Source organism: Cupriavidus sp. OTU4054, assembly GCF_038440175.1.
GTDB classification, from domain to species: domain Bacteria; phylum Pseudomonadota; class Gammaproteobacteria; order Burkholderiales; family Burkholderiaceae; genus Cupriavidus; species Cupriavidus pauculus_D.
In genome coordinates, this window is the sequence record NZ_JASATF010000004.1 from 94,811 (window position 1) to 116,957 (window position 22,147).

Consider the following 22,147-nt stretch of genomic DNA (forward strand, 5'->3'; position numbering starts at 1 on the left):
GCGTTTCTTCGTGGTGGGGTACAATCTGCGCAACTTTGAACAGTGAAGCCCCCTATGACTCAGACGGACAACAGCACGGCCGCGACGCGCGGCCGTGAGCCTTTTACCCGGCGCAAGTTCCTTGGCGCAGCGATAGGCGCCGCGGCGGTATGGGGCGGATATTCGTACTTTTTCGGTAGCCAGTACCGCGCCGCAAAGGCCGATCGTGGCGTCGATGTGCTGCTGATCGGCGGCGGCATCATGAGCGCGACGCTCGGCGTCTATCTGAAGGAACTGGAGCCGAACTGGACGTGCGAAGTGTTCGAGCGCCTGGACAAGGTGGCCGAAGAAAGCTCCAACGGCTGGAACAACGCCGGCACCGGCCACTCCGCGCTGTGCGAGCTGAACTACACGCCGATGGACGACAAAGGCAACGTCCATATCGCCCAGGCCATCAATATCAACGAGAACTTCCAGATCTCCCGCCAGTTCTGGGCGCATCAGGTCCGCAAGGGCGTGCTGGGCAATCCGCGCGAATTCATCAACTCCACGCCGCATATGAATCTTGTCTTCGGACAGGAGAATCGCGAGTTCATCCGCAAGCGCGTCGAAGCACTGAAGGCTTCCCCGCTCTTCGCCGGCATGGAGATGACGACGGACCCGGCGAAGATCGCCGAGTGGATTCCCATCATGATGGAAGGCCGCAAGCCCGACGAAGTGGTCACGGCCACGCGCTCGCCGCTCGGTACCGACGTCAATCTAGGCGAGATCACGCGCCAGTTCTACCGGCACCTAACGGGCAAGTCGGGCGTGAAGGTCACCACCGGCTATGAAGTGCGTTCGATCACGCGCAACGACGATGGCACATGGCGTGTCTCGGCGTTCGACGTGAACGACGGCACGAAGATCCAGACCGTGGATGCGCGCAACGTGTTTATCGGCGCGGGCGGCGCGGCACTGCCGCTGTTGCAGCTGTCGGGCATTCCCGAAGCGAAGCAGTATGGCGGCTTCCCCGTGGGTGGCGAGTTCCTGGTCACCGACAAGCCCGAGCTCGCGGCACGCCATCTGGCCAAGGTCTACGGCCTGGCGGATACGGGCTCGCCCCCGATGTCGGTGCCCCATCTGGATACGCGCGTGCTCGACGGCAAGCGCGTGATCCTGTTCGGACCGTTTGCCACGTGGTCCAGCAAGTTCCTCAAGAACGGCTCGTACTTCGACCTCCCCAAGGCGGCAACGCCGTCGAACATCGTGCCGCAGTTGCAGGTCGGCGTTCACGAGTTTGCGCTCGTGAAATACCTTGCGCAGCAGCTGGCGCTGTCACGCGAGGAAAAGATGGCGGCATTGCGCCATTACATGCCCGAGGCGAAGGACGAGGACTGGCGCCTGTGGGAAGCGGGCCAACGCGTGCAGATCATCAAGAACGATCCCGAGAAAGGCGGCGTACTGAAGCTTGGCACCGAGGTCGTGGTGTCCGCCGACCGTTCGGTATCGGCGCTGCTGGGCGCATCGCCGGGCGGCTCGACGTCCCCGGCGATCATGCTGTCGCTGCTGGAGCGCGTGTTCCCCGAGCAGATGAAGACGCCGGCGTGGCAGCAGAAGATTCGCGAGATCGTGCCGAGCTACGGCAAGAAGCTCAACGAGAATCCGCAGATGCTGGCGACGGAATGGGCGACCACGGCGGAAACGCTGCAACTGGCCATCGCACCGCCGAGCCTCGACGGCATCGTCCCCGCCACCACCCCGATCGCGAACCCCGGGGTGGTGAAGAAGGTGCCGGATATCGCGCTATAAGGGCAACGTTGCGCCGGGGTCGCCCTCCCCGCGCAACGCTTCAGGAAGCTAAAGGCCGATGAGTTGAAGCAACTCCGCCAACGCGGGCTCAACCCGCGCGATGCGTTGAAGTGCCGCAGCATGGATGATCTCGGAGAGCTCCTGAGCAGCCATGTTCTTGCGGTACCGAGGCCACTCTTTGAGCAACGCGCGTTCTGAAGCGACAGTAGTTGGCGGTTTCATATTGTGGCAATTCTCGAGATGACGAAGAAGTAGCGCCTCGTGACAAGGGTCCTGCCAAATAAGGCGGAATCCGTATTCAGCCGCCGACTTTTCGATCCGCTGATCTCGATCGGGTGCTCGCCCCAAGAGGTCGCGGTCCAACAGGATGAACTTCGCAACGAACGCGTCTCGCGCCAACTGCCGCTCCTGTCGCAAGGCCTTGATAGCCGCTTCGACAATCGCCAACGGGTCTCCTCCATTCAGCACGGGCGTGACCAGATGGTGACGAGCGTTCAACCCCAAGATTCGCTGCAGTACCGTGACATAGCTGCGCTCGCTCTCCCCCTCGCAGCCCACGAACACGCGCTTTCGTTGTGCAAGCTGTCTGGGCATGGTCAACCGAGGCTAGGGACCGCGCCGTAGACGCCGCCCATGTACTTGCGATAGTAGTTGTCGACTCTTCTGACCCCCTGGATATCCGTCAGTCCATAAACTGCCGTGGCTCCCTGGTTGTCTTTCTCGCAAAAATAGATCTCCTCTTTCGCAAGATATTCAAGAAGAGAAGCATTTTGGCAACTGATCCAAAGCTGCGCTTCGTGAGGGTTGCGATCGGCGTCGTAGAACCATCGGAGTATCTCCGGCAGTACCAGTGGATGAATGGCCAAATCCATTTCATCGATCACCGCGATACCCCCGAATTTGAGCGCAACGGCGATAAGCGGATAAATCTGAAGAAATTGCCGCGTGCCATGACTCTCCAGTTGCAGAGGCACCGGATGAATGAGTCCTTCATGCTCGAACAAGGCCCTCGGCCCATCGTTCGCCATAGTGATGGACATCGAACGGATACCAAGATCGATGCGCGTCAGGTCCTTGTTGACCCCGCTCAAGATGTCCGGATTGTCCTGATATAGCCGCAGCATGGCGGCGTCGTTGATGACCGTCTTCTCGATGAAGATATTCGAGATGATGCGGGAGGCTGCGTCTCTGAGCATCAGTGACGGCTTGTGTTCAAGCTGTGCCAGTGTGGCGACAACACTTGCGTTGTCGCGCAGTATCTTTCGGAGAACGGGACCATGCCCCGAGAGCTGAAAATCTTTCCCTGCGACGACCTCCGAGTCCTTGCGTTCGAACAGCCTCACCTTTCGAGCCGCCGACGAAGGCCAGAAATACAACGACTCGGCCAGCACGACCCGCCGCCGATCCAGGGTGTGAAACTGGACCTCGTAGAAATAGCGGCACTCCTGAACGTCCTCGTCTCCCGCCACCGCATTGGCGATATCCGCGGGACCGCTGAATTGGATCGCGATTCGAGTGGGACGAGTGGCGTTGTCCGCCGTCCATGAGGGCTCTGCGAGAATCCCCGCGTTCGGCGCGAGCTGGAAGCTATGCTGCGTGAACCAGCTGAGAAGCGCCAACGCCCTGAGAACGGTCGACTTCCCCGAAGCATTCGGGCCGAACAAGGCAACTACCTTCGGTACGCGCTCTTTCGCACCGCGCCAGGCGCTGGCAAAGCGTTCAGGCGTGTCGTCCACGTTGGCGGGGACGCGCAGATCGATGACCTGCGTGTCGCGGATGGACATGTAGTTCTCTATTTCGAGATGGCTCAGCATAAGTGGCGGCTTCGAGGCGGGACAAAAAGCCCTGTTCTTCGAATTTCGACAGAATTTTGTCGAAATTTGGCGCCCATCTTATCCTCAACTCCCTGACTAGGCAATTCGCGCGTCGAAGATGCGCTGGAAGTTTGCCCCGAAATGATAATTTCGAGGCACTTTTCTTATATTTTTTTCGGTCACCGCAGATAGCCGATCGCCTGTACGGCCAGCGATACGACCGCTAGCGCCAGCCCACCAAATGCCGCGAAGCGCAACCCCGCGGACTGCGTCGTCTGCTCCGCGCGCACACTGTCGACGATCGACTTCGACGCACTGGCGAACCGGTCGTTCATCTCGGTGAGCAAGCCTGCATGGCTCTGGGTCATCTTCGCTTCGGCCTGCTCCACGCGCTGCACGCATCCGACGAGCTTCATCGCCTGCTCCTGCGTGAGGCCCTTGGCCTCCATCAGGCCTTGGTTGGCGGCGTTGATCTGATCCTGCTGGGTGGACAGCTGCGCTTGCTGCTCGAGGATTTTCGTATTCTGAGCGGCCAGCGCGTCGGCCTGTGAACGCAGGACCTGTTGCTGGCGCAGCAGGGTTTCCTGCTGGTCGCTCAGTACCTTCGAGATGGCCGTGTTGATGACCAGCAGTTCGGCCGAACGTTGTGTCAGGCTGCCGATCGACTGGCTCAGGTCGAGGCTCGCACTCTGGATGCGGTCGTCGAGGTCGTTCCACCAGTTGGTGACGAAATTGCCGTCGGCCTTCTCGCGGCGCAGGCGCGACAGGCGCGCCCCGTCGTCGTCGATCTCGCTGCGGGCATCCGCCATCCGCTGGATCAGTTCGGGAATTTTTCCCGCGGCGAAGATCTGCTGCGGCAGCTCCACCGTGGAAAATGCCTCAACGATCTGCAATTCGTGTTTGCCAGCGTAACTCATGCTTTGAATACCTGTTTATCGGTTGTTCAGGAAGGTTTCGATGTCGACCTGCGTCGATGCTATGTAGGCGACCGTTGCGTCGCTGCGTGCGATCTGCTCGCGTGTGGCCTGGTTCGTACTCTCCAGGCTAGCCAGCGTGGCGGCGGCGGCGCGGCCGGCGGTGCCGTAGGCTTCCCCGATCTCCACGTAGCCGCGAATGGCCTGCGCACACTGCTCGAAGGCGCGCAATGACAGCACGTAGTTCTCCTGCAGCGCATCGGCCATCTTCGCGCGCGATTGCGCGTCTTCCATCAACTGGTCCAATGCCCGTTCGTTGAGCGCGTGGCGGTCGAACGCCGAGTCGATCACGAACGCGAGGTAGGCCGACAGCAGGCCCGTCAGAATGCCGACCAGCGCGGGTGCCACCACGTCCGCAAATGGCGCCAGGAACGGCACGCTCATCATGAACGCTGCCACGCTCTCCGTGAGCAGTACGCCTGCGACCGTGGTGACGGCCGTCGACAGGATCTTGAGCGCCTCCTGCATGGCCTCGCGCGGCGTCATGTCGGCGGGACGCATGGCCACCATCTTGAACGCGCGATAGAGGCTTAGCAGCACCTCACGGAGCGCCGTGACGATCCGCTGCGCGGTGGTGACGAACGAATTGATCAGGAACGTCAACAGGTTGCTCATGAATCCGCTCACGCCGCCTTCCAGCAACTGGCTCATCGCGTCCGGCAGCTTCGCCGCCACGCGCTGGATGACACGCGCCAGACGTTCCTTGATTTCCTCGAATAGCGATTTGCCGGCCGCGACACCGCGGCGGATCAGCACCTTGAACTCGTTGAACAAGCCATTGACGAGCTCGGTCAGAAGCAGGCCCAGTGCCTGCCGTACGGCCATGCGGCCCGCCTGATCCAGACCCGTGCTCAGCACTTCACCAGCCTGCTTCTTGAGCAGGCTCCTGTCGACGGTCGTGTCGATGTTCTTCTTCGCTGTCTGGTAGGCCTCTTCCAGCTTCGCTTCGTCAACACCATAGTGCTCGGCGTTGGTCTGGCCATCGCCGCCGGCCTTCTTCGCGGCCGCCCACTTCATGGCATCGAGATCCCGCTTGGACGAGTTCAGACTGCCATCGGTCATGACGAGGTTGCTGTCGTCGTTGACCATCGCTTTGATCCTGCCGACGTCAGCCTTGCCATCCTTGACGTCGCCCAGCGACAGGTGGGTCTTTGCGTCAGTTGCGATCGACTTCACCGGCATGATGTGGTCGAGGTCGCTATCCTCGGAGAGCGTTTGCCCCGTATAGCCGTCGATGCCCGACGCGCTGTGCTTCGCGCGCCGTGCCTGCCAGTCTTTGTCGCTGACCTCGTACGCACCACGGTCGTATGCGTCGGCGCTTTGCCGGTAGCGGTCGTAGCGCACCTTGTCGTCGTCGCTCGCCACCACGCCCTTCGCGAAATTCTGCGTCGTGGTGACGCTACCGCCGGTCTTGTCGTCGAACATCGCCATGGACAGGCCGAATGGGCCGATCACCTGCTGCAGGACCTGCCGCTGACAATCGTCGAACAGACGCTGCAGCCGTGCCTCGCGCATTTGCGTTGCGGTTTCTCGCATGAGTCGCCTTGTGTGCCTAGTACCGTTGCGCGACAGCGTGCGTGAACCATTCGGCGAAGCTGTGCGCGACCCGCGTGCGCTTGCCGTCGTCATGCCAGAGCGTGATCACTTGCCCCACCGTGCCGCCCGGCGCGGGGGACATATCGACGCAGAGATGGTCGCCGGCGCCGTTGTATGTAAAAGGAATCCATCCGGGATGCCACCAGGTGGGCAATATCCCGTCGTCGGCGATCGCCGCGACCTCGCTGAGTTCGCCGCTCTGCCAGAGGTCGTGCCAGATGCTCCATCGGCGCATCACGCGCGAGGACGAGAGAAGCTCGCCCTCCGGGAACAGCCACGGCGTGTTGGCGGCCTGCCCGTCGTGCAGACGGAGGCTGTCGACATAGTCCTGCGGCAATGCGATGGCCACATGCCGCTGTAGCTGTTCGATGGCTTCCATCGTGGCGGGTGGATTGAGCGGGCTGCTACCGTGCATTGCCAGCGCGAGTTCCAGCGCGCGCCATGGCGCGTCGATCGTCTCTATATGCATGTTCTTGTTCGACGGTGACATCTATCCCTCATCGTCCGCAGCCGGGCAAACTTGAGGCGATCGATACCCGACATCGGAGGGATAGCCAGGCCGCCCCATCGTTGCCTAGATTGGCAGCCGCTTGTCTTGCCTCACTGTCTTATGTCTCTGACCGAATTCGATTACCTCACCCTCAAGGTCCTGCGCGTCCACGAAGGAAAATGGCAGCGCTCGGGCGATCTGATTCGCGAGGTCATCGCGCGGGATAGCAGTGCGTATCCCAAGAAAGTGACACGTGCATTCGAGCGCCTCGAGCGGCAGCGGCTCGCGGAACGGCGCGGCGAGGATATCCATCGGGAATGGCGCTCCGTATCGGGGCTGTCCGTCAACAAGGACGCGCTGCGGCCGCCCGTCGATCTTGCCGTGGCGTTGCTCAAGCTGCGTCAGCTCGCGAATCGCCATGTGCCCGCCACGATCGCGAGCGGACTCGAGGACTACTTCGATGGCGCGGTGCGCGTGCTGCGGGAAAGCGCCGCCGCCACGCCGCTGAGCGCGGCCAATGCGTGGCTCGGCAAGACCACACGCATCGAGGTGGGCTATCCATTGATCGCGCCAGCGATCGAACAGAACGTTATCGATGGCGTGCTCGATGCCTTGTATCGCGATGCCTGCATCACGGTCGCGTATCGCAGCGCGCGGCTGGACAGCGGCGCGTCGCAGTTCGATGTCCTGCCGCTGGCGCTGGTCGAGAAAGGGCCTGTGCTGTTCCTGGTGGCCGATCGGCCGCGGCGTGCGGGGGGCACCAAGCGCTATCTGCTTCGCCTGGACCGAATCGGCGCCGTCGCCCCCTGCAATACGGTACTCGCGCGCGACCCGGCGTTCTCGCTTGACACCTATATTCGCGAGGAACGGATGTTCGCGTTTTTCTCCGAGCCGCCAGTGGAACTCGTACTCCGTGTGCGCGAGGATGAGACCGTGCAGAGTCCATTCCGCGAATTGCGATTCGCGGACGATCAGGCCATCGTCGAGGAAGATGGCGGCTTCCTCCTCACGGCAACGGTCGTCCCCTCCATTGCATTGAGGAACTTGCTGATGGAGCGGTCGGAGTCGGCGGAGGTCCTCGCGCCGGCATCCCTTCGCGCCGATATCGCCAACCGCTTGCGTCGCGCCGTCGCCGCCTATGGTGTGACCGGCTGACATGCTCACGACGCGTCAAAGGTGACGTGCGGCGCAGCCAGTTCCAGGGCGCGACCGCGCCACGTTTCCCCCGCAGACTCGTAACCGGTCAGGATCGCGTCGAGCAGCGTTCGTACTGCCGGGGCAAAGTCCTGCGTGCCCGACACGATCCAGCAGCCCAGGCGAGATGCCGGCAACTGCCACACGTCTCCCCTGCAGAGCGCGACGACCGGCGTGCCCGCGCGATGGGCATTCCGTAGAGCGTGAATGGGGCCCATGACGTTCCACGGGGCCGCGTTGGTGCTCCCAACCAGAGCGCGGATATCCACAAGATGCACGATAAGATCGGCAGGCTGCCCGGACCGGTGGCTGACCCATGCGACCGCTGGATGGGTCGCATTGAGTCCTCGCAGAAGATCGGGGATATCCGTTTCGCGGATGCCCCAGCGTTCCACCGCGATGCGGAAGCGAGCGGGTGCCTGGGAGGTGCAGGAATCGGTGGCAGTAGCCAGAGCGTGCATGAATGTCTCCTGTCTCGATGACGACATTCATGAGTCTGTCCGCCGAAGTGGACGGATGCTGTCCACTCCGGATTCATACGCAAGGGCAAGCTGCTTTACACCGCCGCCTGCAGCACCTTCCGGCTGACATCGAGGGAGATGTCGCCGTGCTCGCCGAGCGCAGTCATCCCGTGCTCGCCGAGCTTGGCGACGATGTCGCCGATGCTGCTGCCGTCGATGCCGTACGCGGACAGTCGCGTCGGGGCGCCCATGCGTTCGAAGAACGCGCGGGTGGCGTCGATGGCCGCGGTGATGCGCGCGTCTTCGCTGCCCTCACGGATGTTCCAGACGCGCTCCGCGTATTGCAGCAGCTTCTCGCGCTTTTGATCGCGGCGGGCGTTCAGTAGCGACGGCAGCACGATGGCCAGCGTTTGCGCGTGGTCCAGGCCGTGCATGGCCGTGATCTCGTGGCCGATCATGTGCGTGGCCCAGTCCTGCGGGACGCCCGCGCCGATAAAGCCGTTCAGCGCCATAGTGGCCGCCCACATGATGTTGGCGCGCGCGTCGTAGTCCTCGCCGTCGGCCAGCACCTTCGGACCGTCCTCGATCAGCGTCTGCAGGATGCCTTCGGCCATACGGTCCTGCACCTTGGCGTTCACCGGATAGGTCAGGTATTGCTCGGTCGTGTGGACGAACGCATCGACCACGCCGTTGGTGGTCTGGCGTGCCGGCAGCGTGAACGTCGTCACGGGGTCAAGCACCGCGAAGCGCGGGAAGCAGTGCGGCGAGTGGAAGTCGAGCTTGTCGCCGGTCTCCCGGCGGCTGATCACGGCGCCGGCGTTCATCTCTGAACCCGTGGCCGGGAGCGTGAGCACCACGCCGAACGGCACGGCCGATTTGATCTTCTGGGCACCGGTGCCACGCTTGGCGAGGATGTCCCACGCGTCGCCGTCGTAGTGCATGGCGGCCACGATGAACTTCGTGCCATCGGCCACGGAGCCGCCGCCGACCGACAGCACGAAGTCCACTTTTTCCGCGAGGCCGAGTTCCACGGCCTGCATCAGCGTGGCGTAATCGGGGTTCGGTTCGATGCCGCCGAATTCGAAGACGACGCGGTCGCCGAGTGCCTTGCGCACGGCTTCCAGCACGCCATTCCGCTTGATGCTGCCACCGCCGTACGTGATCAGCACGCGGGCGTTCGCCGGGATTTCCGCGGCGATGCCCGCGATCTGGTCCTTGCCGAACAGGACTTTGGTGGGGGCATGCAGGTTGAAGTTGAACATGGGGATCGTCCTTTCTTGAAAACTCCGTGGAATATAAGAGCTACCGCCCCCATCCAGAAGAGCGATCTTCGTTGAAGGACTGAGAAACCCCATTTCATAATCGCTACATCACGACCCCACCGTCACGAAGATCGGGTTCGAGTAGAACCACAGATCGTTGTAGTTGCGCGCGTTGATCGCATTGAAGCGGGCTGTGTCCTCGGTCACGCTCGTCTGCAGGTCGGGCAGCGGATTGCCGTTCGACGTCTCGCCCGGTACGTTCATGCCGAGGTTCGTGCCGCGCAGGCGGAAGTACTGGCTCCTTGCCGCCTTGTACGTGAACGTCATCGTGTTGTAGCCGTCCGCATCGAGCTTCCAGTCGGCCGACGTGAACGTGGCGACGACCTTCGTCGAGTCGTTGGTTTCCTTGCTGTACTCGGCCGTGCCCGAGGCCGCGCGCGGGGTGACGTCGCCGGCAATCAGATCGACGTGGTTCACCGTGGGACGCACGTTGACGTTGACGCCGCTGTCTAGCGGGAACTCGAAGTTGTTGCGGTCCGGGCTCTTGAAGCGGATGGTCACGGTCACGGTCTCGCCGGCCTTGACCTTCAGTTCGCCGCCCATCTCGCTCTTGGCCGTACCGTTGCCGGCGTTGAAGTCGAGCGCGTTGATCAGGTCACCGAACACCGAGAACATCTTGCCCGAGCGCATGCCTTCGAGTACCGCCTTCACGCCCGTGTACTTGTTTTCCAGCCACACGTAGGTCTTGGCGTATTCGCCCGGGAAGTAGCCGCTGCTGTTGGCACCGATGACCTTGAAGTGGTGATCCGAGTCCGCCACGTTCCAGAAACGGCGGCCATCGCCGAGCAGTGCGTCCCAGATGCCGCCGACCTGCGCGACCACGTAGTCCACGCCGCCATAGACGCGGTTCTTGAGGTTGGCGTCGACGTACGCGGCCGTGTAGCCGCCACGGTTCGGCTCCATCTGGTTGCCGACCATGCCCTCCACGCCGAACGCGATGTTCGGCGCTGTGTCGTTGAACTCGCGGTAGTTGGCGGCGGTGTACATGCCGACGTTGCGCGACGGGTGGTTGATCAGCGCGTAGCTGGTGTCGGGGAAGTTGTCGCGCAGCCAGGCGAACGCCTTGACCGCGTCCGCGTGCGTGGTGAATGCGCGCGGGCCCTTGGCGCTCCATGCGGTGACGTCCACCGCGTTGAATTGCGCGACGTTGCGGTTCGTGAAGAAGTATTCGAACTCGTTGGCGGCCTTGGTGGCCGTGGCGAGCGGCGTGCCCGTGAAGATGCCGACGTTCACGTGGTCATGCGTCGGCATGTCCCATTCGAATGCAGAGAAGATCAGCTTGTTGGCGTAGCGGCCGCTGGCCTGCAGTTGCTTGACGGCGGGAATCTCGTAGGTGGCCATGGCCTGCGAGTACGGCAGCGGACCGCCGGCGATCGCCACGCCGTCCTGGTCGCGCGAGGACGTGCGCAGGTGGTTCGAGATCGCGGTCCAGTCCAGACCGAACTTGTCGAAGGTCTGGTCGAGCACCGTGGACAGCTTGTCCTGCGCGTCGTCGGACTCGATCGTATGCATATGCAGATCGCCCGTGGTCCAGCGGCCCGTGGCCTCGGCCGGCTTGGCGGGGTCGGCTGGCGTGGCTGGATTCGTGGGGGTGGTCGGCTGGCTGGGCGAAGACGGGCTGGCCGGCGTGGCCGGTGCATCGTCGCTGCCGCCGCAGCCATAAAAACCCAATGCCACGACCAGACCGGCCGCGACTGCGGTGATGGTTTTGCTGTAACGCATGAACTTCCCTGTTGGCGCTGATTTCTCGATGACCCTGATTGGCCGGTACACCGACTCTTGTGGGCGCCGATGATGCCGGGCGTTCATGACAGGAAAGTGATGCGCAGGTGGATTCTTGCAGGTTGCTTGCCCGCCTTCGTCTGACAAATGAATCAGAACAGGCCGGCTTTTACGGACAGGGCCATCTCGGGGAATCTAGTACAAGGCACTTTCCGAACCGCCAAACCTACAAAACTCTGGGAGTCATGATGAAACGTACGCTCGCTCTTGCCCTCACCGCTGCTTCCATTTCGCTTGCTCCGCAGGCCTTTGCCCAGGTTGCCGGGCAAGCTTCGCTCGGGGTTTCCGTCGAAGAACTTCGAATCGTTATCCAGGGCGCAAGCGTCAAGAAGCAGATTCTCGGAAAACCCGTCTATAACGAGAACAACGACAAGGTTGGCAATGTCGTCGATCTGATCGTTGCGCCGAATCGCGCGGTGTCGTTCGCGATCATCGGCGCGGGCGGGTTCGTCGGCGTGGGACGCCACGACGTGGCCATCCCTGTGACCCAGTTCGACCTGTCGGGCGACAAGATCGTGTTGCCGGGGGCGACCAAGGAAGCGGTGAAGGCGCTGCCAGAGTTCGAGTACGCGAAGAAGGCCAAGCCGGCCAAGTAATCCTTGGCCCTGTCGAGATCATCAACCAGCGAGCCGAGGCGCCATGGAACAGCCATTTCACCCGTTCTCCCAACTGTTCGCGCAGCTCGGGCTGTCTTCTGACGAGTCCGATATCCGGGCCTTCATTGCGGAGCATTCGCCGCTGCCGGAGGACAAGCAGTTGTGGGAGGCGCCCTTCTGGACGCCGGCTCAGGCCACGCTGCTGCGCGACGAACTCGTCGAGGATGCCGACTGGGCCGTCGTGGTCGATCAGTTGAATCTCGCGTTGCGCGCGCCGGCCTGATTCCTGGCGGCCGACGCTTTCAGACAAACACTGACGCCAAGTTAGCCACGCAGGCGGCATCGGTTATCTCGCCTGCTGCATAGACTCATGTGTTGTACGGGGGCGAGAAATATTCCCGCTCCTGTTCCCCGACGGCACCGCCGGCGCCTGTCTCACGACGCAAGCGCTGCCGGTGCCCCCCGCGATCCGATATGGAGGAAAGAACATGAAGACGCCATTCATCTTCGCCATCGCCGTGGCAGCGCTCGCAGGCTGCGCCGCCTCACCCTACACCCCGCCGCCGACGTCGGCGACCACCGCCGTCGGTGAAAGCAAGCTCGCGCCCAAGGCCGCTGCGCAATGCATCGGGCAACAGTGGGCCAACAGCAGCAACCAGACTGTCATGATGCAGTACATGCTCGCCAACGATCAGGCGTTCGACGTGTACGTGCCGGGCCAGCAGCCGCCGAATGGCTCGGCCGCGATCGTCCGCAAGTCGGCGAACGGCCCGGGATCGTGGATTGGCTTCCGCGGCAGCGATACCACGGCATCGGGCGCGATCAGCCAGTGCCAGTGATCGTGTAGCCAGGTCTGCCTGAATCAGTCTGACGGGGGACGCGCAGGCGTGTGCTGGCGTGCCAGTACCGCCGAGCCGGGAGGCGCGCGTCCCCCGATTTGCATTATTTCGCGACGAGCATTCGCCGGGCTTCCGCCACGGCCGCATCCATCTCCGATTTCTCGTCCTTCCCCCGCGTCACCACATCGGGTGACACGCCCACCTTGTCCACATTTCGCCTCGATGGCGGGTACCACTGCGCCGCCGTGAACCTGATCGCGAGGCCGGGGCCGACGCGCTGGATGGTCTGGATGGACGCGCGGCCGAAGGTCGTGTGGCCGACGATGCGGGCGCGGCGGTTGTCGCGCAGCGCGCTGGCCAGGATCTCCGCGCCGGAGGCAGTGCCCTCGTCGACGAGCACGACGATCGGCATCTCGCGGAACGCGGCGGGAATATCCGGGATCGGACCCGTGCCGCCATAGCGCGTCACGTCGGCCAGATAGACGTTGTTGACGCTCGCCAGGCGGCCTTCCGTTTCCGCGACCATCGCGTTGGGTGGCAGGAACAGCGAGGCGACGCCCACCGAGGCTTCGAGCAGGCCGCCGGCGTTGTGGCGCAGGTCGATGACCATCGCGCGGAACGGACGGCGTTGCCACTGCGCCGACAGCGCCGTGGCGATCGTTGCGGTGGTATTGCCCGAAAAAGCCGGCACGCGTAGCACTGCGACGTCGTCACCCGCGATGGATACCTCGGCACTACGTGGCTGAATGCGGCCGCGTTCGATGCGCAGCGTGCGGACGCCTTCCACGCCGATCGACCGGATACCGACCTCCACCGTGCTGCCGAGCGGGCCGCGCAGCGCCTTGACGGCCCATGCGGTACGGGTGCCCACCGCGACGCTGTCGATGGACACGAGCACGTCCTTCGGGTGGATGCCCGCGGCCTGCGCGGGGCTTCCCGGCAGCGGCGCCACCACCATGACGACGCCGTCGCGCGCGACCATCTCCAGTCCCACGCCACCGATGGTGTTGGTCGCGGACGGCGTGGCTTCCATCTCCGATGGGATGAGCACATCGCCGCCCTCGGGATCGATCTCGCGCACCATGCCGCGGATGGCGGCCTGCAGCAGTTCTTCCGCCGATACCGGCTTGACGTACGAGCGGCCCAGTGTGCCGACCGTATCGACGAAGGCACGCAGCGTCTCGGGTGGCAAGGGTCCGGCCTGCGTCTGTATCTGCGCGATGGCGGCAACAGGTGCGAGGGCAAATGCAAATGCAACCGGCGCGGCGCTTGCGATCAGGCGTCGGCGGGTCATTGCGGCCGGAACGACAACGAGAGCTTGGGCGGGACGCTGCCGTTATCGGCGGGCGGGAATGGCGCCGAGCGCTGCACCGCGCGCAGCACCGCGGTATCCCATGCGGTGCTGCCGCTGGCCTTCGCGAGCGTCGCGGCACGCAGCGTGCCATCGGGCGCGAGTTCCAGTTGCACGACGGCGACGGGGTTGCCCTCGAGCGGGCCATCGGCCCGTACGTTGGGCAACACGTGACGGCGAATGCGTTCGGCGTAGCTGACGGCCCCATCCGTCGCCGCCGCGCCATGGGTCAGGGCCTGCAGCCTTGCCAGCTCCGCCTTGCGTTCGCGGTTGGCGGCCGCTTGCGGGAGCAGCCCGCCAAGTTCCTGGAGCGAGACCGTCGGCGCCGTGGCCGGTGCGGGCGGTGCGGGCGGTGCGGGCGGTGCTGTCGCGGGAACCGGTCGCGGACGGTGCACGACAGGCGACGATGTCGCCGCGGGTGTAGCGGACGGCGCGTCACCAGTCGCCTGCTCGAGCCGCTCCCCGCGTCCCAGCGGAACGCTCCGGCAGTCCGCGCCTTGCATCAACGCGTCGTCCTTGAGGCTGTTCGACAGGTCGATCGCAAACACGGCGCCACGTTCGGCCAGCGTAATCACGGTGCCACCACGGCCGAACTCGAAGCCGCCGCGCCAGACCGCGCGCCGCTGCGCGATATCGCGAAGCGTGGCGCTGTAATGGATAGAGACGCGATTGCCCGCGGGCATCATGACCACGCCGCCGCCCTGCGCGATAAACAGGACCGTATCGGCGTTGAACTGCGTCGCGCGGTTCGCGATCGTCCGCTCCAGATCGAGCTCGAGCCCGCTCACCTCCTCGAACGTGGTGACGATGCCGCACTGGCTGCCGATCTCGCTGAACTTCTGCTGGAACGCATCGCTGAACTCGGGACCCCACCCCATGCCCTTGCCGGCAATCACGAAGAGCCGTTTGGGCGTGCCCGTGTAGTCGGTGGCGCGATTGGTCTGCTTGACCGTTGCCGGCGCGCAGCCGGCCAGCGTTGTGACGATAAGCGCGACGGCCGCGCCGACCGTGAACCACCGGCATCGTGGTGCGCGGCTTGCCATAGGTGCTGTCATGTCTTGTTATTCTGCTGACGTTTTTTTGTGCGACGCCAGCGTAGCAGCACCCCGATCGCCCCGCAGGCCCCATCAGGGGGATGTTGTGACAGCACAACGACGGGGTCCGCCTGTCCGCAGTGGCCTACCCTCGCTCGAGCACGATCTTGCCCACGGTCTTGTTCGCTTCGAGCGCCGCATGCGCGAGGCGCAGATTGGCCGCCGTCATCTCGCCGAAATGCAGGCCGACGGTCGTGGTCAGCACGCCTTCGTCGATCAGCGCGGCAACGCGTTCCAGGAGCCTGTGCTGTTCGGCCAGATCCGCGGCACGATACATCGATCGCGTGAACATGAACTCCCAGTGCAGCGAAATGGATTTGCGCTTGAGCGGCATGGCGTCCAGCGTCGCGGGATCGTCGATGAGCGCCAGTTGCCCCTGCGGCTTGAGGAGTTCGACGATCTGCGCGTAGTAGCTGTCCGTATGCGTGAGGCTGATGACGTGATCCACCTGCGCGAAGCCCGCCGCCGCGAGCTGAGGCTGCAGCGCGACACTGTGGTCGATCACGTGGTGCGCCCCACGCTCGCTTACCCACTGCCGCGTTTCCGGACGCGATGCGGTACCGATCACCGTCAGGCCCGTGAGCTTCCGCGCCAGCTGGACGAGGATGGAGCCCACGCCTCCGCTGGCGCCGATGATCAGCAGGCTCTGCCCCTGCCCGCCGCCTTCGGGAATGCGCAGGCGATCGAACAGCAATTCCCATGCGGTGATGGTGGTCAGCGGCAGTGCCGCGGCGTCCGCGGCGGACAGCGTCCTGGGCGCGTGGCCGGCAATCCGTTCGTCCACGAGCCCGTATTCCGCGTAGCTGCCCTGCCGCGTGATATCGCCGGCGTACCAGACCGCATCGCCGGCCTTGAACCATTCGACCTCGGCACCGACGGCTTCCACGATGCCCACGGCGTCCCAGCCCAGCACGCGCGGGCCCGGGGGCTGCACGCCGAGCCGAAGCTTGCTGTCCACGGGGTTGACCGCGATTGCGTCGATCCTGACCAGCAGATCGCGCGCGCCCGGCTCCGGCCGGGGCAATTCGGCGTCGTACAACGCGCGCGGATCGTCGATGGAGAGCCCTGCCTTGTCGTAGACGACTGCTTTCATGATGTTGCCTTTCATCGCTGAGGAGATCAGGCAATATCATTGCTGCTTGGCGCGAATTCTTCGACGACGTTTACCGTCGCGTTTTCGGACACCCCCGCGTGGCTCGCTTATTTTTGGCCCGAGGTCACGGCAGACAGGGCCAGCATATCCGCCGAGCGGCGGAATACCTTGCGCGGGCTGGACGTCAGCAGCGCATCGAGGTCGGTATAGCCCCATGCCACGGCGCCGAACGATACGCCCGCGCGCGCTGCCGCGACGGCATCGCGGATCTCGTCGCCGATATAGATGATCTGGTCCCGGTCCACCTGCGTGGTCTTGACCACGCGTTTGAGGCGATGGGCCTTGCCGAACAGCGCGGCGCCGCACTCGACCGCGAGGAAGCGCGCCATCAACTGGGCGCCGAGCACCGACTGCACGTTGTCCGCGGAATTCGACGTGGTGACGGCGACGGCCACCCGCGCGTCGAGCATCTGGTGCAGGACCTCCTCGATACCGGGAAAGAGCCGGACCTCGCCGATGCGCGACTGCATGATCGCGCGGTAATCCGCCATGACCGCGGGCACCTTCCACAACGGCAGCTGCAGTTCGCGCAACACTTCCTGCGCGCTGAGCCGGCGCAGGCCCGGGCGCTCGCCCTCGGATACCTCGCGGAAGCCGTGCTTGCGCGCAAGGCCGTTCAGCACCTCGGAGAACAGCGGGTACGTATCGGCAAGCGTGCCGTCGAAGTCGAAGATCGCGAGGCGGACAGACATGCATCGCTCCTGGGCAGGGGAATGGGCAGAATCTGCCCCCAGTGTATCGCCGCCCCGGACCCTCGACAAACGCCCGCGCAAACGAGCAAACGGGGGCCCCGCAATGGTGCAGGCCCGCCGTGTCAGCCGCTTATTCCGGGACCACGCCGGCCGCCTGAATCACCTTGCCCCATTTCGTGACCTCCGCGCGCTGGAACGCCGCGAACGCATCGGTCGTCTTGCCCTCGGGCTCCACGCCCAGCGTGCGCAGCCGCTGCTGCACGGCCGGCGAGGCCACCACCGCGGCAATTTCCTTGCCCAGCTTGTCGACGATCGGCCGCGGCGTGCCCGCCGGCGCGAAAATGCCCTGCCACGACTGCATCTCGAAGCCCTTGATGCCCTGCTCCGCCAGCGGCCGCACATCGGGCAGACTCGGCAGCACGTGCGTCGACGTCACGCCCAGCGCGCGCACGCGCTTGCCGTCGAGCATCGGCTTGGCGGCCGCCACGGTCTCGAACACGAGGTCGATCTGGCCGCCGATCAGGTCCGTCATCGCGGCCGCGCCGCCCTTGTACGAGATCTGCTGCAGCTGCGTGCCGGTAATGCTCTGGAACAGCTGACCCGACAGCTGCTGCGAACTGCCCGGTCCCGCCGTGCCGAACGTCAGGCCACCCGGCTTGGCCTTGAGCGCGGCCACGATCTGCTCGACGGACTGGTACTTGCTGTCGTTGGCCACGACCAGCACGTTGCTGACGGTACCGACGAGGTTCACGGGCACGAAGTCCTTGACCGGGTCGTAGCCAAGCTTCTTGTAGAAGAACGGATTGACCGCATGCGTCGTGATCGTGCCGCCCATGATCGTGTAGCCATCCGGCTCCGCGCGCGCGACGGCCTGCGTGCCGAGAATGCCCGACACGCCGGGCTTGTTGTCGATGACCACGGGCTGGCCCAGTCGCTGCGACAGGCCTTCCGCGACGATGCGCGCGGTGGCATCCGAAACGCCGCCCGGCGAGAATGGGACCACATACTTGATGGGTTTCGATGGCCACTGGTCGGCCGCATGGCATGCCATGCCCGCGGCCAGCCCCGCGATCGCGAGGATGCTGCTGAGTGTCTTCACTGTCGTCTCCTGATGTTGTCTTTTTGGGGTGTGCGGGGTCGCGCTAGTACGAGAGGCTGCCTCCCGCGCGTCCGGCCGTGGCGGCCTGGCGAAACGCCGCCGTGATCAGGCTCGTGGCCACGGTCGCGAAATAGCGCGCACCCATCGCGCGATAGTGCTGTTCGTCCTCGGCGGTCAGCGCAAGCACGCCCGGGCACTTGCCAGCCCGATCGACCGCGCGCAGCGCCTGCTCGATGGCGGCGGCTACCTCGGGGCGCTTCCAGTCGCTGCCGAACCCCATCGCGTGGGACAGATCGTTCGGCCCGACGAATACCGCATCGATGCCCTCGACGGCCGCGATGGCCTCGGCATTGGCGACACCCTCGGGCGACTCGATCATGGCGATCAGCGCGATGCCCTCGTTGCTGCGCTCGGTATGCGCGGCACCGGGAAACGCGCCATATCCAGCCGCGCGGCCGCTGAACGCGCTGCCGCGCCGGCCAACGCCGGGATACCGTACGCGTTGCACGAGTTCGCGCGCGTCGTCAGCGGTTTCCACCATCGGAATCTGCACGGCACTCGCTCCCATGTCGAGGATGCGCGCAATGTTCTCCACGAAGCAGCGCACCACGGGCACGATGCCGCTGGCCCGCGCGGCGCGTAGCATGTGCTCGGTAGTCTCTAGCCCGGCCGCGCCGTGTTCGTTGTCGATGATCACGAAGTCGAAGCCGGCATAGCCGCACATCTCGACGATCGCGGGGCTGGGGAGCGCGCTGAAGATTCCGCGCAACGGGCTACCGCCGCGCAGCATCGCCGGCAGGCGGGTATCGAGGGGGTGCTGGATGGTCATGTCTCTCTTCGTTATCTGAGCGGCTCATGGGGGGCGGCCGGTGGAGACATTCTCGCGACGGCTGGATTATATTTCCAATATTACTTTTGTATTGGATTTATACAGGCCCTGTATATGTACAGTCCGCTGGAATTCCGCGTCCTCACCTCGTTTCTGGTGCTGGCCGACGAACTGAGCTTTACCCGCGCGGCGCGCCGCCTGAACATGACGCAGCCGCCGCTGAGCCTGCAGATCAAGCAGCTGGAGGCGCAGCTCGGCACGCCGCTGTTCGAGCGCACCAAGCGCAGCGTGCGGCTGACGCCCGCCGGCGCGGTGCTGCGCGCGCAGGCCGAGAAGCTGTTCGATATCGAGCACCGCACGCGGCAACTGGTCGTGCAGGCCGGACGTGGCGACGACGTCGGCCATCTGGCGATCGGCCTGACCGCGATCTCCGCCATCGCGCTCGTGCCGAATATGCTGCGGCGCTTTACCGCGCGCATGCCGGGCGCGCTCTATTCGCTGCGGGAGGTCAGTTCGGAGGCGATGCTTGAGGCATTGCTGCGCAACGAGCTCGACGTGGCGATCCTGCGTCCGCCCATCACCGATGCGCGGCTACAGGCACGCCGGCTGATGCGCGAGACCCATGTGCTGGCCGTGCCCGAGGGGCATCGGCTCGCCACGCAGCGCAGCGTGGGCGTGCGCGACCTGCATGGCGAGAGCCTGGCCACGCTCGAACGGCGGCACGGCCAGTATGCGCACGACCTGATGCTCGGCTGGCTGGCGGAGCACAACGTGGTACCGCTGCGCATCCACGACGGCGCGCGCTATCACGCGATGATGGCGCTCGTCACGGCGGGCATCGCCATTGCCGTGATTCCCGCCTCGGCCGCCGCGCAGCCTGTGCCGGGCGTGGTGTTCCGCAGGATATCGGGCAAGGACGTGCCGGCGCTCGAACTCTGGATCGCATTCCACAAGGAGATCGGCAATCCCATGACGCTGCCGTTCGTCGAGGATGCGCTGGCGGCCGCGGCACAGTACAAGGTGCGCGCGCCCGCATAGCGCAGATCAATAACGCTCGACAGCCTCGACCACCGCGGTATTCCCCTCGATCTCGGCCGGATGCGAGGGCTCGAATCGGCCGCCGAGATGCGTGGCGAGGAAGGTCTCGATGATCGTATTGAAGCGGATCGAATTGGCGGGACGCAGGAAGCCGTGCCCCTCGTCGGGGAACACCACGTAGGTGAACGGAATGCCCTTGGCGCGCATGGCATCGATCATCTGCGTGGATTCGGCCTCCTTGACGCGCGGGTCGTTGGCGCCCTGCCCGATCAGCAGCGGCTTGGCAATGCGCGCGGCATGGGTCAGCGGCGAGCGCTCCTTCAGCAGCGCCTTGCCCGCCTCCGTGTCGGGGTTGCCCACGGCGCGGTACAGCGTCGAACGGAAGCTCTCCCAATACGGCGGAATGCTGGCCAGCAGCGTCTCCAGATTCGATGGACCGACCACGTCCACGCCGCACGCGTAGCGCTCGGCATGATGCGTCATCGCCCATAGCGTGGCGTAGCCGCCGTAGCTCCAGCCCATGACGGCCACCCGCGCCGGATCGGCAATACCCTGCGCGACCGCCCAGTCGACGGCATCGCAGAGGTCATCGTCCATCTTCGCGCCCCACTCGAGGTCGGACGCGCTGAGGAAGCGCTTGCCGAAGCCCGTGGAACCGCGGAAGTTGACCGAGAGCACCGCATAGCCGCGATTGGCGAGCCACTGGTGCAGCGGGTTGAAGCCGAACGAATCGCGCGCCCAGGGGCCGCCGTGCACGAGCAGTACGGTTGGCACGGGGACACGGCTCGTCAGCGGCTTGCCGCCCTCGGCGAGACTCGCATCGGCATGAACAGGGATGGTCACGTAGGTCACGAGGTCGAGGCCATCGCGCGAACGGATCGTCGTGGACTGCATGCGCGCGAGAGAATGATCGAGCAGCGTGGGGCGCGTGACGTAAAGCCGCTCCAGCGCGCGCGTCTGCCTGTCGAACAGCCATGCGGCGCCCGGCACGCGATCCGATGCCGCGCCGACGATCCAGTAGCGGTCGTCCTCGCTGCGGCTGACCAGGCCCCACTCCCCATCCACGCCACCGAGCCTGCCATCGAGCAACGCCACGTCGGCGCGCAGGCTTTCCGCGAGCACGACCAGTTCGCGGCGCTCGTGCTCGAGGCTGTAGGCGAGCGGCTCGTAAGTGAATGCATCGAGCAGCGCGCCGCCGATATCGGCGCGCGCGTCTTCGGCGATCACGGTCGGCACGGCCGTGTCCCCGGACTCGGCCGCGAGCGGAATCGAGACGAGCGCCGCGGTGTCGCGGCCGCGGCTGTCGTAGACATAGAGCGTGCGGCCGGTGACATCGACATGCGAGGCATGCGTGGTGCGCGCATCGTCGGGCGAGACCGACAGCCACGGCTGCCAGCCCTGGCCGCCGGGGGTCGCGTCGGCGGTTGCGTCGGCGGTCGCGCGGGGTTTCAGATAGCGCGCGCCGCCGTCGTCCAGCGTTTCCACCGCGAGCAGCACGCGGAAATCGTCATCGGTCAGAAAGCCCGCGTAACCGGGATTCTCCTGCACGAGGGTGAGTTCGCCCGTGGCGATGTCCGCCAGATACAGGTCGTGATAGCGCGGGTCGCGCTGGTTCACGCTCAGCAGCGCCTTGCCGCGCAGCGCGGGCTTGTGGCTCAGCGCCGCCACCGAGGCGCGCACGCCGTCAAACGGCGTGAGGTCGCGCGGCTTGCCGCCTTCGGGCGAGATGGCGTAGACGTGATAGTTCTCGTCGCCGCCGACGTCCTGTACGTAGAGCAGATGCGCGCCGTCGTACGACCACCAGCTCGTATAGACGCCGCGCAGGCGGTCCTGCGTCAGGACCCTGGCCTGCGCGGGATTGTCGCGCGGCGCGACCCACAGGTTCATGACGCCCGCATCGGGCGCGCTCCATGACAGGTAACGGCCATCGGGACTGATGCGCGCGCCGGCGCGCACCGGATTGCCGAACAGTTCGACGCGCGGGATCAGCGGGGTATCGGATAGCGAATCGGAGAGCGAGGTAGGTGCGTTGGGCATGCGGAACCGGTGTAGG

21 protein-coding genes are annotated in these 22,147 nt (G+C 64.8%); 6 read left to right on the forward strand and 15 right to left on the reverse strand.

The annotated features are described in order from the left end of the window. Positions 1–54: 54 nt before the first annotated feature. On the forward strand, positions 55–1,770 hold the full coding sequence (gene mqo, locus AAHB16_RS06925; RefSeq protein ID WP_342050442.1) for a malate dehydrogenase (quinone): 1,716 nt from the start codon (positions 55–57) through the stop codon (positions 1,768–1,770). A gap of 48 nt (positions 1,771–1,818) precedes the next feature. Here mqo and AAHB16_RS06930 read toward each other — a convergent pair whose 3' ends face one another. From AAHB16_RS06930 to AAHB16_RS06950, 5 genes are all read right to left on the reverse strand, one after another. Next, entirely contained in the window at positions 1,819–2,364 is a 546-nt protein-coding gene (locus AAHB16_RS06930) for an RloB family protein (protein WP_342050443.1), read from the reverse strand. A gap of 2 nt (positions 2,365–2,366) precedes the next feature. Continuing rightward, positions 2,367–3,554, reverse strand: coding sequence for an AAA family ATPase (locus tag AAHB16_RS06935; protein ID WP_446718070.1), 1,188 nt, complete (start codon positions 3,552–3,554; stop codon positions 2,367–2,369). 209 nt (positions 3,555–3,763) lie between these two features. Beyond that, positions 3,764–4,501, reverse strand: a complete 738-nt coding sequence (locus AAHB16_RS06940) for a hypothetical protein (RefSeq protein WP_342050445.1) — start codon at positions 4,499–4,501, stop codon at positions 3,764–3,766. A gap of 15 nt (positions 4,502–4,516) precedes the next feature. Beyond that, positions 4,517–6,094 carry a hypothetical protein gene (locus AAHB16_RS06945; RefSeq protein ID WP_342050446.1) on the reverse strand — a complete coding sequence of 526 codons (1,578 nt, stop codon included), beginning with the start codon at positions 6,092–6,094 and terminating at the stop codon, positions 4,517–4,519. A 16-nt stretch (positions 6,095–6,110) separates the two neighbouring features. Next, positions 6,111–6,644 carry an SMI1/KNR4 family protein gene (locus AAHB16_RS06950; protein WP_342050447.1) on the reverse strand — a complete coding sequence of 178 codons (534 nt, stop codon included), beginning with the start codon at positions 6,642–6,644 and terminating at the stop codon, positions 6,111–6,113. A 120-nt stretch (positions 6,645–6,764) separates the two neighbouring features. On the opposite strand from AAHB16_RS06950, the gene AAHB16_RS06955 reads away from it, so the two are divergent. Continuing rightward, positions 6,765–7,799, forward strand: a complete 1,035-nt coding sequence (locus tag AAHB16_RS06955) for a helix-turn-helix transcriptional regulator (RefSeq protein WP_342050448.1) — start codon at positions 6,765–6,767, stop codon at positions 7,797–7,799. Between the two features lie 5 nt (positions 7,800–7,804). On the opposite strand, the gene AAHB16_RS06960 is transcribed toward AAHB16_RS06955, so the two are convergent. The 3 genes from AAHB16_RS06960 to AAHB16_RS06970 form a co-directional block, all read right to left on the reverse strand. After that, positions 7,805–8,299, reverse strand: coding sequence for a hypothetical protein (locus tag AAHB16_RS06960; RefSeq protein ID WP_342050449.1), 495 nt, complete (start codon positions 8,297–8,299; stop codon positions 7,805–7,807). Between the two features lie 95 nt (positions 8,300–8,394). Further along, complete coding sequence (gene yqhD / locus AAHB16_RS06965; RefSeq protein ID WP_342050450.1) at positions 8,395–9,561, reverse strand: alcohol dehydrogenase; 1,167 nt, start codon at positions 9,559–9,561, stop codon at positions 8,395–8,397. A gap of 108 nt (positions 9,562–9,669) precedes the next feature. Beyond that, complete coding sequence (locus AAHB16_RS06970) at positions 9,670–11,343, reverse strand: S-layer protein (protein ID WP_150371679.1); 1,674 nt, start codon at positions 11,341–11,343, stop codon at positions 9,670–9,672. A 248-nt stretch (positions 11,344–11,591) separates the two neighbouring features. Between AAHB16_RS06970 and AAHB16_RS06975 the strand changes: the two genes are divergently transcribed. The 3 genes from AAHB16_RS06975 to AAHB16_RS06985 all read left to right on the forward strand — a co-directional run bounded on the left by AAHB16_RS06975 (position 11,592) and on the right by AAHB16_RS06985 (position 12,838). After that, positions 11,592–11,999 carry a PRC-barrel domain-containing protein gene (locus tag AAHB16_RS06975; RefSeq protein WP_342050451.1) on the forward strand — a complete coding sequence of 136 codons (408 nt, stop codon included), beginning with the start codon at positions 11,592–11,594 and terminating at the stop codon, positions 11,997–11,999. 43 nt (positions 12,000–12,042) lie between these two features. Next, positions 12,043–12,282, forward strand: coding sequence for a DUF2789 domain-containing protein (locus AAHB16_RS06980; RefSeq protein ID WP_150371678.1), 240 nt, complete (start codon positions 12,043–12,045; stop codon positions 12,280–12,282). 205 nt (positions 12,283–12,487) lie between these two features. Then, entirely contained in the window at positions 12,488–12,838 is a 351-nt protein-coding gene (locus AAHB16_RS06985) for a hypothetical protein (protein ID WP_150371677.1), read from the forward strand. 103 nt (positions 12,839–12,941) lie between these two features. On the opposite strand, the gene AAHB16_RS06990 is transcribed toward AAHB16_RS06985, so the two are convergent. The 6 genes from AAHB16_RS06990 to AAHB16_RS07015 all read right to left on the reverse strand — a co-directional run bounded on the left by AAHB16_RS06990 (position 12,942) and on the right by AAHB16_RS07015 (position 19,056). Next, the gene (locus tag AAHB16_RS06990; RefSeq protein WP_342050452.1) at positions 12,942–14,132 is read right to left on the reverse strand and encodes a S41 family peptidase; all 1,191 of its coding nucleotides are present in this window, start codon (positions 14,130–14,132) and stop codon (positions 12,942–12,944) included. Continuing rightward, positions 14,129–15,244, reverse strand: a complete 1,116-nt coding sequence (locus AAHB16_RS06995; RefSeq protein ID WP_342050453.1) for an energy transducer TonB — start codon at positions 15,242–15,244, stop codon at positions 14,129–14,131. The genes AAHB16_RS06990 and AAHB16_RS06995 overlap by 4 nt, the downstream gene beginning before the upstream one ends. 124 nt (positions 15,245–15,368) lie before the next feature. Next, positions 15,369–16,376, reverse strand: coding sequence for a zinc-binding alcohol dehydrogenase family protein (locus AAHB16_RS07000; RefSeq protein ID WP_342050454.1), 1,008 nt, complete (start codon positions 16,374–16,376; stop codon positions 15,369–15,371). A gap of 107 nt (positions 16,377–16,483) precedes the next feature. Next, on the reverse strand, positions 16,484–17,128 hold the full coding sequence (locus AAHB16_RS07005) for an HAD hydrolase-like protein (protein ID WP_150371673.1): 645 nt from the start codon (positions 17,126–17,128) through the stop codon (positions 16,484–16,486). A 130-nt stretch (positions 17,129–17,258) separates the two neighbouring features. After that, positions 17,259–18,227 carry a Bug family tripartite tricarboxylate transporter substrate binding protein gene (locus AAHB16_RS07010; RefSeq protein ID WP_223851431.1) on the reverse strand — a complete coding sequence of 323 codons (969 nt, stop codon included), beginning with the start codon at positions 18,225–18,227 and terminating at the stop codon, positions 17,259–17,261. Positions 18,228–18,270: 43 nt separating this feature from the next. Next, a complete protein-coding gene (locus tag AAHB16_RS07015) occupies positions 18,271–19,056 on the reverse strand; it encodes an HpcH/HpaI aldolase family protein (RefSeq protein ID WP_342050455.1) in 786 nt (261 codons plus the stop codon). 114 nt (positions 19,057–19,170) lie between these two features. Between AAHB16_RS07015 and AAHB16_RS07020 the strand changes: the two genes are divergently transcribed. After that, the gene (locus AAHB16_RS07020; RefSeq protein WP_342050456.1) at positions 19,171–20,094 is read left to right on the forward strand and encodes a LysR substrate-binding domain-containing protein; all 924 of its coding nucleotides are present in this window, start codon (positions 19,171–19,173) and stop codon (positions 20,092–20,094) included. 6 nt (positions 20,095–20,100) lie between these two features. Here AAHB16_RS07020 and AAHB16_RS07025 read toward each other — a convergent pair whose 3' ends face one another. Then, the gene (locus AAHB16_RS07025) at positions 20,101–22,131 is read right to left on the reverse strand and encodes a S9 family peptidase (RefSeq protein WP_342050457.1); all 2,031 of its coding nucleotides are present in this window, start codon (positions 22,129–22,131) and stop codon (positions 20,101–20,103) included. Positions 22,132–22,147: the final 16 nt, after the last annotated feature.